Genomic DNA, 12762 nt, shown 5'->3' on the forward strand with positions numbered 1-12762 from the left:
CTGGCTGGTAATTTGGGCTTATAGCCCTGGGGCAAACCACCCGTTAGACGGGTGGTTATGATTCAATTATTGAATAGCTTGAATCAAGTCTTTAGCTTGTTGTTTTAGTGAAGTAGCAACACTGTCTTCAAGGACTAGTTTACCATCTACCCAAGCAGAATCATTGATACGAGCTGCAATGAATTCACCTACAACTTGTGTACGGATGAATGGTAAGAGGTCTTTATAGATTGCAAAGAGTTGTTCATGACCTGCATTTGCTACTGAAGACACAGTAACGATTTTATCTTGAAGAGCAGATGGACCACGAGTTTCAGATAAGTCAAGAGCGCGTGAAAGCCAGTCAAGCAAGTTTTTAACTGTTCCAGGAATTGAGAAGTTGTAGACTGGTGAGAAAATCCAGATAGCATCAGCAGCCAGAACAGCTTCACGAGCTGCTGCTACAGCTGGAAGAGTTGGAACTTCAAGTTCTTGGTTAAAAAGTGGGATTGCTGAGTAGTCAAGGTAGCTAACCTCAGCTTTACCTGCAAGAGCTTTTTCGGCTTCTAGCGCCATTTGGTGGTTGAAGGAACCTTCACGAAGTGAACCAACGATAAATAATACTTTTTTAGACATAGGGAGTCTCCTTTATATTTTAATCAGAGCTTTCTCTGTTGTTATAAACAATGTTACAACAAAACGAAATCATTTGCAAGAAATTTGCCCAGAAAATAAAAATCGATGATAGTCAAGATTATTTTTAGGAGTAGAGATTAGGAAAAGTCTGTGAAATCAATGATTCAAGCGTCATATATTCCTGTCATAAGAGAAGTTCCGAGACAAATCCTCCTCTTTTATTCACTTGTAATTCACTTGGATAGATGGTAAAATAGACGAGTGAAAATGAGACAGAAAAAAGAAAAAAATTTCTTATTATTTCAGTACAGTATTGGCTTAACCATGCTGGCTCTAGTTGTGACCTCTTCCTTTCTTTATTTGGTGTGGCTTGGTATGAAGCCTTATCGAACTGCAAAGACAGAAGGGGAGAGACTGGCCAAGCAGTATGCTGAGCTGGAAACGGATAGTCAGATTGACTTTTTTAATGGTTTAGAGAGCTACTATAGTGTTCTCGGCCAAGATAAAAATCAAAAGCCAATAGCTGTTTTAATTGAGAAAAATAGTCAAAAAATCTATGTGTATCAACTAGAAAGTGGTACTTCACAAGAAAAAGCAGAAGCAGTTGTTAGAGAAAAAGGAGCAACTGAAATCGACAAGATTACCTTTGGACGTTACGCTGATAAGCCCGTCTGGGAAATCAAGTCTGGTGGAGACTACTATCTGGTTGATTTTGAAACAGGAGTCATACTCGAAAAGGAGAAGCTATGAAATTATCCAAACGTGTCTTAGAAATGGAAGAAAGCGTCACTCTGGCTAGCGATGCAAAAGCCAAGAAGTTAAAAGCGGAAGGAAAAGATGTTCTTTTCTTAACTTTAGGTCAGCCAGATTTCCATACTCCTGAAAACATTCAAGATGCTGCTGTTGAGGCTATTCGAGATGGACGTGCTTCTTTCTATACGGTAGCTTCAGGTTTGCCTGAATTAAAAGCAGCGGTCAATACCTATTTTGAACGTTATTATGGTTATTCTGTGGCGACAAATGAAGTCACCTTTGCTACAGGTGCCAAGTTTTCCCTTTATACTTTCTTTATGGCTGTTATCAACCCTGGAGATGAGGTAATCATTCCTACTCCTTACTGGGTCAGCTATGGGGACCAGGTTAAGATGGCCGAAGGCCTTCCAGTATTTGTCCAAGCCAAGGAAGACAATCACTTTAAAGTAACTGTGGAGCAATTAGAAGCTGCTCGCACAGATAAGACTAGAGTCTTGGTTCTTAACTCACCATCTAATCCTACCGGTATGATATACTCTCGTGAGGAATTATTAGCAATTGGAAACTGGGCAGTTGAACATGACATTCTGATTCTAGCAGATGATATTTATGGACGTTTGGTCTATAACGGGAATGAGTTCGTTCCAATCTCTAGTCTGTCAGAAGCTATTCGCAAACAAACTATTGTCATCAATGGAGTGTCTAAGGCCTACGCTATGACAGGATGGCGTGTTGGTTATGCAGTAGGTGATCCAGAAATTATTGCTGCTATGAGCAAATTGACTGGTCAAACAACTTCAAACCTAACCGCTGTATCTCAATACGCAACCATCGAAGCGCTAACTGGTCCACAAGACTCTGTAGAAACTATGCGTCAGGCTTTTGAGGAACGTCTCAATACCATTTATCCTCTCTTGAGCCAAGTTCCTGGCTTTGAAGTAGTCAAACCGCAAGGAGCTTTCTATCTCTTCCCAAATGTTAAAAAAGCTATGGAGATGAAAGGCTATACAGATGTAACAGCATTTACAACGGCTATTCTTGAGGAAGTTGGTCTGGCCTTGATTACGGGAGCAGGCTTTGGTGCGCCAGAGAATGTCCGTCTCAGCTATGCGACAGACTTGGAAACTCTTAAAGAAGCTATTCGTCGTTTGCACCTATTTATGAAAAAATAAAAATAAGATCTTCGTCGTCTTGACGGAGATTTTTTTGGATAAAACCTGAGATTTTTCTCTGATAGAATCTAGCTATCAGGCATTATTTGTGGTACAATAGTGGGTAATAATGTCTTTAGACAAGTTAAACAAAAAAAGGAAGATAAAACATGACAAAACGTGTAACAATTATCGAAGTAAAAGACTACGTTGGTCAAGAAGTCACTATTGGTGCTTGGGTTGCTAACAAGTCAGGAAAAGGAAAAATTGCCTTCTTACAATTGCGTGACGGAACAGCCTTTTTCCAAGGCGTGGCTTTCAAACCAAACTTTATCGAAAAATTTGGAGAAGAAGTAGGTCTTGAAAAATTTGACACCATCAAACGCCTAAGCCAAGAAACATCAGTCTTTGTAACAGGTGTTGTTAAAGAAGACGAGCGCTCAAAATTTGGTTATGAGTTGGATATTACAGACATCGAAGTCATCGGTGAATCTCAAGACTACCCAATTACTCCAAAAGAACACGGAACAGACTTCTTGATGGATAACCGTCACTTGTGGCTTCGTTCTCGTAAGCAAGTTGCTGTCATGCAAATCCGTAATGCTATCATCTATGCAACTTATGAGTTCTTCGACAAGAATGGCTTTATGAAGTTTGATAGCCCAATTCTTTCAGGAAATGCAGCAGAAGATTCTACAGAACTTTTCGAAACAGACTACTTCGGAACACCAGCCTACTTGAGCCAATCTGGTCAGCTTTATCTTGAAGCTGGTGCTATGGCTCTTGGTCGTGTCTTTGACTTTGGTCCAGTATTCCGTGCAGAGAAATCTAAGACTCGTCGTCACTTGACTGAATTCTGGATGATGGATGCGGAGTACTCATACTTGACACACGATGAGTCACTTGACTTGCAAGAAGCTTATGTAAAAGCGTTGCTCCAAGGTGTTCTAGATCGTGCTCCTCAAGCCTTGGAAACCTTGGAACGTGATACAGAGCTCTTGAAACGTTATATTGCTGAGCCGTTCAAACGTATTACTTACGATGAAGCGATTGATCTCTTGCAAGAGCATGAAAATGATGAAGATGCTGACTACGAACATCTTGAGCATGGAGATGACTTTGGTTCACCACACGAAACTTGGATTTCAAACCACTTTGGTGTGCCAACATTTGTCATGAACTACCCAGCAGCCATCAAGGCCTTCTATATGAAACCAGTTCCTGGTAACCCGGATCGTGTGCTTTGTGCAGACTTGCTTGCACCAGAAGGTTACGGAGAAATCATCGGTGGTTCCATGCGTGAGGAAGACTACGATGCCCTTGTCGCTAAGATGGAATCACTTGGAATGGATCTTACAGAGTACGAATTCTACCTTGACCTTCGTAAATATGGTACAGTACCACACGGTGGATTTGGTATTGGTATCGAGCGTATGGTAACCTTCGCAGCTGGAACTAAACACATCCGTGAAGCTATTCCATTCCCACGTATGTTGCACCGTATCAAACCATAATAGCCATAAAAACGCCGTCTGGCGTTTTTATACTCTTCGAAAATCTCTTCAAACTACGTCAGCTTCACCTTGCCGTATATATGTTACTGACTTCGTCAGTTCTATCCACAACCTCAAAACAGTGTTTTGAGCAGCCTGCGGCTAGCTTCCTAGTTTGCTCTTTGATTTTCATTGAGTATTACTTTAAATGAAAGAGGTGGAGAAAATGTAGGCAACTCTAAGTAAGTCTTTTAGAAAAACTCATATTACATATTGAAAGAGAGAAAACAATGTTTAAAAGAACTTACAAACGCAATATTCCACTCCTAGCAGGTCTGGAATTCACTTCTTATTTTGGGATTACCAGTTTTTGGATTTTATTTTTCATCCAAAATGGTCTATCCTTGCTTCAAATCGGTCTATTAGAGAGTATCTTTCATGGGACAAGTCTCTTGTGTGAAATCCCATCTGGTATGTTGGCCGATCGATTTAGTTACAAGACCAATCTCTATTTGGCACGCTTGGCCAGTATTGTGTCCTCTATCTTGATTTTGTTTGGTCAGGGGAATTTTTGGATTTATGCGATTGCCATGATGGTTAATGCTTGGTCCTACAATTTTGACTCAGGAACCAGTACCGCTTTCTTATATGATTCGGCGGTTGAAGCGGGTCAAAAGGACCGTTATCTTCAGATTTCTAGCTTTTTGTCTGGTGTGGCAGAAGTCACCCGAACCCTAGGTACAGTTGTGGCAGGCTTCTTTATTCACGGAGCACTTGCCTGGACCTATCTGATTGCCATAGGATTTTCATTTCTTTCTATCATTTTGATTTATTTTATGAAAGAACCAATGGCTAAGAGAGAGAAAAATGAAGTCTTAACCTTTAAAATGATTGTCCAGCAAGTTCGTAAAGAATGGCAGGAAAAACCAGTACTCTTTTACTGGATGCTGACTTATCAGCTAGTAGGGACACTCATGTGTATGTTTTACTTTTATTATCAGCAGAAAATAAGTGACTTAGCAGGATGGCAGGTTTCACTGGTTATGCTTATTGGTAGTGGGTTAAATCTTATAGCTGTTTATGTAGCTAGTCAAATCGGTAAAAAATGGAATAGTAATCGAGTTTTTCCGACTCTTGTTGCACTAACGGGCTTGGCCTTGTTGTTGGTGTTTTCAGGGACCCCCTTTGCTTTTCTTCTTGTATATCTTTTAACTGATACACTTTATGCAGTTTATCAGCCGATCTATTTTAATGACTTACAAGGTTATTTACCTTCCAGTGTAAGAGCAACTATGCTTAGTATCAATTCCATGCTCTTTAGTCTTTCCATGATTGTCATATTTCCACTGACAGGCTGGTTGATTGATCGTTGGGGTCTTGTAGCTATCTTTTTAGTTCTAGGCCTTATCTTGCTTTTAACCTACCCTATCCTAATAATCGGTCTAAAAAGGATGGGCAAGGTATTGGACAAGGACTTAAAAACTGAGTAAAGCACGAAAACCTATTTGCCCAAAGAGCCTTCTTGTGATAAAATAACAAGAAGAAAAGGAGAAGAGTATGATCGATGTAGAAGAAATTCTAAGTAAGATGAATCCCAATCAAAAGATCAACTATGACCGAGTCATGCAAAAGATGGTTCAAGTTTGGGAAAAAAATGAAGAAAGACCAACCATTCTCATGCACGTCTGTTGTGCTCCTTGTAGCACCTACACTCTAGAGTACTTGACCAAGTATGCGGATGTGACTATTTATTTTGCTAATTCCAATATCCATCCTAAAGCTGAGTATCACAAGCGTGCCTATGTGACAAAAAAGTTTGTTAGTGATTTCAATGAACGAACTGGCAACAATGTCCAATACCTAGAAGCACCATACGAACCCAATGAGTACCGTAAACTGGTTCGAGGTTTGGAAGAAGAACCGGAAGGTGGCGATCGTTGCAAGGTTTGTTTTGACTATCGTTTGGACAAGACAGCGCAGGTGGCTATGGACTTAGGATTTGACTACTTTGGTTCGGCCCTGACGATCAGTCCTCACAAAAATTCACAAACCATCAATAGTATCGGGATCGACGTGCAGAAAATTTACACCACTCATTATCTTCCGAGTGATTTTAAGAAAAATCAAGGTTACAAACGTTCTGTAGAGATGTGTGAAGAGTATGACATCTATCGCCAATGCTACTGTGGCTGTGTCTATGCAGCTCAAGCCCAGAATATCGACTTGGTGCAGGTCAAGAAGGATGCAACAGCCTTTATGGTAGATAAGGATATCGAGAAAGATTATTCCCATATCAAGTTCACCGTTACAAAATTAGATATTTAAACGAAAACCTGCCACATTAGGCAGGTTTTTTGATTATAAAAAAACTAGGGCAGACACCCTAGTTTGACAACTTTACCGATTCTTTAGTTCTACGTAGCGTTTGTACCAAATGTTGACATAGGCTTCTGAGAAGGGGCCACGTTCATTGTTGATCCAATCAACAAGAATCTTAACATGCTCTTTCAAAATATAGTCTAAATCATCAGGATAATTCATCTTGCGCTTGTGACGTTCATACTCTTCGACGTCCAAGAGGCGTTTTTCGCCATCTGTAAAAACTTTAACATCTAAATCATAGTCGATGTATTTTAAAGCTTCTTCGTCTAGATAGTATGGGCTAGCCATGTTGCAGTAGTAGGAAATCCCATTATCACGGATCATGGCAATGATATTAAACCAATATTTTTTGTGAAAGTAAACAATAGCCGGTTCTCGAGTTACCCAACGACGACCGTCACTTTCGGTAACAAGTGTGTGGTCGTTGACGCCGATAATAGCGTTCTCTGTTGTTTTTAGTACCATGGTGTCTCGCCAAGTGCGGTGAAGACTCCCATCATGCTTATAACTTTGAATTGTAATAAAGTCGCCTTCTTTTGGAAGTTTCATAACTAACCAACTTTCTACAATTTATAAGTTTATCGTTTACTATTGTATCACATTTTTGTTTAAAGTTCTTAGTTTTTTTATGAAAAAATTAAAGATATTCTCTTAGAGCGCTGGCTATATCCGAAAAATCATAACCTTTTCTAGCTAAAACTTGGGTCAAACGTTGCTTGAGTTCGTATCCTTCATACTTTCGTGAGTATTTGGGGTATTGCTTATCCAACTCTTTAAAAATTAGCTCTTGGACAGTTTCTTCATCGACCTGGTTATCTAGTTGATCAAAGGCAGCCTTGGCTTCTGAGTAGGAAAACCCTTTGTTGGTCAGATTTTGGATAATCTTGTCCTGCAAGGCGCGGGCTGGCAATTTTCCCTGATATTTTTTCAGTAGTTTTTCAGCTGTACGTTCTGCGACTTCCGTCAGATCAAATTCTTGTAAAACTTCTTGGATAACGGACTTAGCAACCCCTTTTTGAGAAATCTTCTGCATCAGCACATAGCTTCCCTTATCTCCTGAAAGCTGATTGGAATTGATGATAGCTTGTGCATATTGGCGGTCATTGATCCAGTTGTCGTCCTTTAGAGACTGAATGACTTGGGGAATGATTTTCTCATCAATTTCATGTTTGGCAAGATAATCTCTAACTTCTTTTTCAGTACGGGCCTTGAAGGATAAGTGGTAGAGAGCTAGATTTTTACTGTAGGAAAATTGTGCAAAGGATTTAATCTCAGTTAGTTCTTCAGCTGAGATCTCTTTCCCTTTAGTCAACATAAAGCGAACAATGGTATCCTCTGTAATGTAGCAGGTTTGGTCGTTATCAAGTTCGAGCAGATAGAGTCGTTTTTTCTTTTCAAGTTTTGTGATTTTCATGGTTTACCTCTTGTCCAAATGCTTCAAAGGCAGCAACGAGTCGAAGTTTGTTGCTATCAACCAGCTCTCTCCCGTAACAGTCGAGAAATAGTTCAGCATATTTGGGGTCTTTTAAGTTGTAATTGAGGGACCAAATTGCCCAAAAGAGATCGATATGCCGATCACTGAAATCAGCCAAACCAAGATCAATGAAGCAAGAGAAATGGTCAGCATCTTTTAGAATAAAGTTCGGTAGACAGGCGTCCCCGTGAATAAAGGCATCTGTCTTTAAAAGGTGCCCTTGTTCTTGGATGAGTTGGAAGGCCTCTTCGCGACTGTTAATCTGGAATTGGGGTAGGAGTGCCTTGGCATAGAACTCCCCTTTTTCATAGTTTTTAAAGGCTCTGTCTTTATAGGTCTGTAAATGATTTTCTGATGGAAAATTGTGTGGGTTTAAGTTGTGAAGCTTTTTAAGAGCTTCTGCCATTGTTCGGCAGATTTTTTCTGGTTGGTCTAAAAAAGCGAGAGCATCATGACCAATAGCCTCTTTAGTCAGGAAGTAGTCTTTATCTGTAGATAGATAGTGGATGACTGGAGTTCCCAGTCCTTTGGTTTCAAACCACCTTGCAATGCTAGCTTCTCGCTCTAAACTTCCCTTTTGATCTATTTTCAAATAGTAACCTGAGTCAAGATAAAGGACCCTTGCGCCTGAATGAGAAGAGCTGTCAGAAAGGCTTGTCCCTTTTATATAAGTTCGTAATTGCTCAGGGAAATCCAATGAGGAAAAAGATATCTTTGTATTCATGGTTTTATTGTAACATATTCTTAACCATTGAGAAACTACGTGGTATAATAGACTTATGAATCTAAAAGTCAAACAAAAAATTCCATTAAAAATCAAGCGCATGGGGATTAACGGGGAAGGAATTGGTTTTTTCCAGAAAACCCTCGTTTTTGTTCCAGGAGCCCTCAAGGGAGAAGATATCTATTGTCAGGTGACTTCTGTTAAGCGTAACTACGTTGAGGCCAAACTGCTTGAGGTTAATAAAAAATCTAAGTTTCGAGTAGTCCCAGACTGTACTATCTATAATGAGTGTGGTGGCTGTCAAATCATGCATCTGCATTATGACAAGCAGCTGGAGTTCAAAACAGATCTCCTTCATCAAGCTCTGAAGAAATTTGAACCTGCAGGCTACGAAAACTATGAAATTAGACCAACCATTGGCATGCAGGAGCCTAAGTATTATCGGGCTAAACTGCAATTCCAAACTCGAAAGTTTAAAGGCCAAGTTAAGGCGGGATTATATGCTCAAAATTCGCATGATCTGGTTGAATTAAAAGACTGTCTGGTTCAAGACAAGGAGACACAAGCGATTGCCAACCGCATTGCTGAACTCTTGACCTATCATCAAATTCCGATTACGGATGAACGGAAAATTCTTGGAGTTCGAACTATCATGGTTCGTCGAGCACGGAAAACTGGGCAGGTTCAAATCATTATCGTCACTAATCGCCAGTTGAACTTGACTCTCTTAGTTCAAGACCTAGTCAAGGATTTTCCAGAAGTGGTGACAGTTGCAGTCAATACCAATACTGCGAAAACCAGTGAGATTTATGGAGACAAGACCGAGATTATTTGGGGTCAAGATAGTATACGCGAGGGTGTTCTTGACTATGAATTTTCTCTTTCACCACGAGCTTTTTACCAGCTCAATCCTGAACAGACTGAAATTCTCTATAGTGAAGCCGTTAAGGCCTTGGACGTGACTGAGGACGACCATCTGATTGATGCTTATTGTGGTGTTGGGACCATTGGTTTTGCCTTTGCTAAGAAAGTCAAAAGCTTGAGAGGGATGGATATTATTCCAGAAGCTATTGAGGATGCCAAAGAAAATGCCCAGCGCATGGGTTATACCAATACTCACTATGAGGCTGGAACTGCAGAAGAAATCATCCCTCGTTGGTACAAGGAAGGCTATCGTGCCGATGCCTTGATTGTAGACCCGCCTCGTACCGGTTTAGATGACAAACTCTTGGATACCATCGTTAAATACGCTCCTGAAAAGATGGTCTACATTTCCTGCAATGTATCTACCTTGGCGCGCGATTTAGTCCGTTTGGTAAAGGTCTATGATCTACACTATATCCAGTCTGTTGATATGTTTCCACACACGGCTAGGACAGAAGCAGTGGTCAAATTGACTAGGAGAAAGCCAGCTTCTAAATAAAAACGGCAACTGGAAAGTTTTTGAAAAGAAGACTTCTAGTTACAGAGTAAGATTTGCAAGCTATCTTTAAATATGATAAAATAAGTAGAAAATAAAATGAAAAAAGAGGTATGTGAAATGTCACGTAAACCATTTATCGCTGGTAACTGGAAAATGAACAAAAACCCAGAAGAAGCAAAAGCATTTGTTGAAGCAGTAGCATCAAAACTTCCTTCAGCAGACCTTGTTGAAGCTGGTATTGCAGTTCCTGCACTTGACTTGACAACTGTTCTTGCTGCTGCTAAAGGTTCAAACCTTAAAGTTGCTGCTCAAAACTGCTACTTTGAAAATGCAGGTGCTTTCACAGGTGAAACTAGCCCACAAGTTTTGAAAGAAATCGGTACTGACTATGTTGTGATCGGTCACTCAGAACGCCGTGACTACTTCCACGAAACAGATGAAGATATCAACAAAAAAGCAAAAGCAATCTTTGCAAACGGTATGCTTCCAATCATCTGTTGTGGTGAGTCACTTGAAACTTACGAAGCAGGAAAAGCTGCTGAATTCGTAGGTGCTCAAGTTTCAGCTGCTCTTGCAGGATTGACTGCAGAACAAGTAGCTTCATCAGTTATCGCTTATGAGCCAATCTGGGCTATCGGTACTGGTAAATCAGCTTCGCAAGACGATGCACAAAAAATGTGTAAAGTTGTTCGTGACGTTGTAGCAGCTGACTTTGGTCAAGAAGTAGCTGATAAAGTACGTGTTCAATACGGTGGTTCAGTTAAACCTGAAAACGTTGCAGAATACATGGCTTGTCCAGACGTTGACGGAGCTCTTGTTGGTGGTGCATCACTTGATCCAGAAAGCTTCTTGGCATTGCTTGACTTTGTAAAATAAGCTTCAAATATCTGAGACAGACAGTTTCCTCACTCGAGGTTAAGACTGCCTGTCTTCTTTTTAGTAAAAAGGCGTGCGAAAGCACGCTCTTTTCTGCATTTTGAATGAAAAAGAAAGGAGAATTATGCTTTATATTTGGTCTTATCTCAAACGTTATCCCAAGTGGTTAGTGTTAGACTTCTTCGGAGCTATTTTCTTTGTGATTGTCAATCTTGGGCTACCGACTGTTCTTGCTCGCATGATTGACCAGGGAATCAACCAAGGTGACCAGGATAAACTCTATTTTTGGGCTATCGTAATGTTGGTTATTATCGTCTTGGGGACATTTGGGCGGGTTGTTCTATCCTATGCTGCTAGTAAATTGACCACCAACATGGTTAAGGACATGCGAAATGATGTTTATGCTAAATTACAAGAGTATTCTCATCACGAATATGAACAAATTGGAGTTTCTTCATTGGTTACTCGTATTACTAGTGATGCCTTTGTCCTTATGCAGTTTGCAGAGCAGACGCTTAAATTGGGTGTTATCACTCCCATGATGATGCTGTCGAGTATTCTCATGATTTTCTTAACTAGTCCCTCACTAGCCTGGATTGTCGCTTTTTCAGTTCCTTTTCTAGCTGTAGTAGTCCTTTATGTGGCAGTGAAAACGCGCCCCTTATCTGAAAAACAACAGAAAACACTGGACAAGATTAACCAATATGTCCGTGAAAATTTGATGGGTTTGCGTGTTATTCGTGCCTTTGCTCGTGAAGACTTCCAAGAAAATCGTTTCGAAGAGAAAAATGCCATCTATGCGGATAATTCGAATCGTTTGTTCAAATTGACTGGTTTGACGGAGCCACTTTTTGTGCAAATCATTATTGCTATGATTGTAGCTATCGTTTGGTTTGCTTTGGATCCTCTCAAACAGGGAAGTTTGCAGATTGGGGATTTGGTGGCCTTTATCGAGTATAGTTTCCACGCTCTCTTGTCCTTCCTTTTCTTGTCAAACCTCTTTACCATGTATCCGCGGACCGCTGTCTCTAGTGAGCGCTTGAAGGAAATCATGGATATGCCGATTTCCATTGATCCAAATGAGGACGGAATTCAAGAGACTGAAACTCATGGTTATCTAGAATTTGATAATGTAACCTTTGTCTATCCTGGAGAAACAGAGAGTCCTGTTTTGCATAATATTTCCTTTACTGCTAAACCAGGAGAAACCATTGCTTTTATCGGTTCAACTGGGTCAGGTAAGTCGACCCTGGTTCAATTGATTCCACGTTTCTATGATGTTACTCTGGGGAAAATTAAGGTCGATGGTGTAGATGTTCGAGATTATCGACTCAAATCACTCCGCCAGAAGATTGGGTTTATTCCCCAAAAGGCCTTGCTCTTTACTGGGACTATCGCAGACAATCTCCGCTATGGGAAAGAAGATGCCAGTCATGAGGACTTGCACCAAGCAGCTGATGTAGCCCAAGCCAAAGACTTTATCGAAAGTCGAGAAGAAGGTTTTGCAACTCATCTGGCTGAAGGGGGAAGCAACCTATCTGGTGGTCAGAAACAACGCTTGTCGATTGCCCGAGCAGTCATCAAGGGTCCAGATATCTACATTTTTGATGATTCTTTCTCAGCCTTGGACTACCGTACAGATGCTATCTTGCGCCGTCGTCTCAAGGAAGTGACGCAAGATGCTACAGTATTGATTGTTGCGCAACGTGTTGGAACTATCATGGATGCTGACCAGATTATCGTCCTTGATAAGGGTGAAATTGTTGGTCGTGGCCGTCATGAAGAATTGATGGAAACAAATGACATCTATCGAGAAATTGCTGAGTCGCAGTTGAAAAATGCGTCTCTGACAGAAGAATAGGAGGTAAAGG

At 40.6% G+C, this 12762-nt stretch carries 12 protein-coding genes; 8 read left to right on the forward strand and 4 right to left on the reverse strand.

The genetic code is table 11. The annotated features are described in order from the left end of the window. Nucleotides 1–66 precede the first annotated feature (66 nt). The gene (locus tag ADF68_RS02865) at nucleotides 67–615 is read right to left on the reverse strand and encodes an NADPH-dependent FMN reductase (protein ID WP_049548553.1); all 549 of its coding nucleotides are present in this window, start codon (nucleotides 613–615) and stop codon (nucleotides 67–69) included. A 261-nt stretch (nucleotides 616–876) separates the two neighbouring features. On the opposite strand from ADF68_RS02865, the gene ADF68_RS02870 reads away from it, so the two are divergent. The 5 genes from ADF68_RS02870 (at nucleotide 877) to ADF68_RS02895 (ending at nucleotide 6337) form a co-directional block, all read left to right on the forward strand. Beyond that, on the forward strand, nucleotides 877–1365 hold the full coding sequence (locus tag ADF68_RS02870) for a DUF5590 domain-containing protein (protein ID WP_049548554.1): 489 nt from the start codon (nucleotides 877–879) through the stop codon (nucleotides 1363–1365). Beyond that, nucleotides 1362–2540, forward strand: a complete 1179-nt coding sequence (locus ADF68_RS02875) for a pyridoxal phosphate-dependent aminotransferase (protein WP_049548555.1) — start codon at nucleotides 1362–1364, stop codon at nucleotides 2538–2540. The genes ADF68_RS02870 and ADF68_RS02875 overlap by 4 nt, the downstream gene beginning before the upstream one ends. A gap of 149 nt (nucleotides 2541–2689) precedes the next feature. After that, nucleotides 2690–4033, forward strand: coding sequence for an asparagine--tRNA ligase (asnS, locus tag ADF68_RS02880; RefSeq protein WP_049548556.1), 1344 nt, complete (start codon nucleotides 2690–2692; stop codon nucleotides 4031–4033). 269 nt (nucleotides 4034–4302) lie between these two features. After that, the gene (locus ADF68_RS02890) at nucleotides 4303–5502 is read left to right on the forward strand and encodes an MFS transporter (protein ID WP_049548557.1); all 1200 of its coding nucleotides are present in this window, start codon (nucleotides 4303–4305) and stop codon (nucleotides 5500–5502) included. Between the two features lie 67 nt (nucleotides 5503–5569). Next, nucleotides 5570–6337 (forward strand): epoxyqueuosine reductase QueH, encoded by a 768-nt coding sequence (locus tag ADF68_RS02895; protein WP_006150335.1) that lies wholly within the window; start codon nucleotides 5570–5572, stop codon nucleotides 6335–6337. A 72-nt stretch (nucleotides 6338–6409) separates the two neighbouring features. Here the strand turns inward: ADF68_RS02895 and ADF68_RS02900 are convergent, their stop codons facing one another. The 3 genes from ADF68_RS02900 to ADF68_RS02910 form a co-directional block, all read right to left on the reverse strand. Then, a complete protein-coding gene (locus ADF68_RS02900) occupies nucleotides 6410–6943 on the reverse strand; it encodes a nucleoside tri-diphosphate phosphatase (RefSeq protein WP_004252157.1) in 534 nt (177 codons plus the stop codon). Nucleotides 6944–7031: 88 nt separating this feature from the next. Continuing rightward, nucleotides 7032–7808: a recombination regulator RecX gene (recX, locus tag ADF68_RS02905; RefSeq protein WP_049548558.1), complete on the reverse strand. Its 777-nt coding sequence runs from the start codon at nucleotides 7806–7808 to the stop codon at nucleotides 7032–7034. After that, nucleotides 7789–8592: an aminoglycoside 3'-phosphotransferase gene (locus ADF68_RS02910; protein ID WP_049548559.1), complete on the reverse strand. Its 804-nt coding sequence runs from the start codon at nucleotides 8590–8592 to the stop codon at nucleotides 7789–7791. The genes recX and ADF68_RS02910 overlap by 20 nt, the downstream gene beginning before the upstream one ends. A gap of 55 nt (nucleotides 8593–8647) precedes the next feature. Between ADF68_RS02910 and rlmD the strand changes: the two genes are divergently transcribed. The 3 genes from rlmD (at nucleotide 8648) to ADF68_RS02925 (ending at nucleotide 12752) form a co-directional block, all read left to right on the forward strand. Continuing rightward, nucleotides 8648–10015 carry a 23S rRNA (uracil(1939)-C(5))-methyltransferase RlmD gene (gene rlmD, locus ADF68_RS02915; RefSeq protein ID WP_049548560.1) on the forward strand — a complete coding sequence of 456 codons (1368 nt, stop codon included), beginning with the start codon at nucleotides 8648–8650 and terminating at the stop codon, nucleotides 10013–10015. A gap of 117 nt (nucleotides 10016–10132) precedes the next feature. Continuing rightward, on the forward strand, nucleotides 10133–10891 hold the full coding sequence (tpiA, locus tag ADF68_RS02920; RefSeq protein WP_049548561.1) for a triose-phosphate isomerase: 759 nt from the start codon (nucleotides 10133–10135) through the stop codon (nucleotides 10889–10891). A gap of 124 nt (nucleotides 10892–11015) precedes the next feature. Continuing rightward, entirely contained in the window at nucleotides 11016–12752 is a 1737-nt protein-coding gene (locus ADF68_RS02925) for an ABC transporter ATP-binding protein (protein WP_049548562.1), read from the forward strand. Nucleotides 12753–12762 lie beyond the last annotated feature (10 nt).

The organism is Streptococcus pseudopneumoniae (assembly GCF_001068775.1).
Classification (GTDB): Bacteria; Bacillota; Bacilli; order Lactobacillales; family Streptococcaceae; genus Streptococcus; species Streptococcus pseudopneumoniae_N.

Bases quoted from the DNA above. Each gene is read 5' to 3' on its own strand.
- ADF68_RS02910 (WP_049548559.1), bottom strand. From the start codon at position 8,592: ATGAATACAAAGATATCTTTTTCCTCATTGGATTTCCCTGAGCAATTA.
- ADF68_RS02900 (WP_004252157.1), bottom strand. From the start codon at position 6,943: ATGAAACTTCCAAAAGAAGGCGACTTTATTACAATTCAAAGTTATAAG.
- ADF68_RS02890 (WP_049548557.1), top strand. From the start codon at position 4,303: ATGTTTAAAAGAACTTACAAACGCAATATTCCACTCCTAGCAGGTCTG.
- ADF68_RS02895 (WP_006150335.1), top strand. From the start codon at position 5,570: ATGATCGATGTAGAAGAAATTCTAAGTAAGATGAATCCCAATCAAAAG.
- asnS (WP_049548556.1), top strand. From the start codon at position 2,690: ATGACAAAACGTGTAACAATTATCGAAGTAAAAGACTACGTTGGTCAA.
- tpiA (WP_049548561.1), top strand. From the start codon at position 10,133: ATGTCACGTAAACCATTTATCGCTGGTAACTGGAAAATGAACAAAAAC.
- recX (WP_049548558.1), bottom strand. From the start codon at position 7,808: ATGAAAATCACAAAACTTGAAAAGAAAAAACGACTCTATCTGCTCGAA.
- ADF68_RS02865 (WP_049548553.1), bottom strand. From the start codon at position 615: ATGTCTAAAAAAGTATTATTTATCGTTGGTTCACTTCGTGAAGGTTCC.
- ADF68_RS02925 (WP_049548562.1), top strand. From the start codon at position 11,016: ATGCTTTATATTTGGTCTTATCTCAAACGTTATCCCAAGTGGTTAGTG.
- ADF68_RS02875 (WP_049548555.1), top strand. From the start codon at position 1,362: ATGAAATTATCCAAACGTGTCTTAGAAATGGAAGAAAGCGTCACTCTG.
- rlmD (WP_049548560.1), top strand. From the start codon at position 8,648: ATGAATCTAAAAGTCAAACAAAAAATTCCATTAAAAATCAAGCGCATG.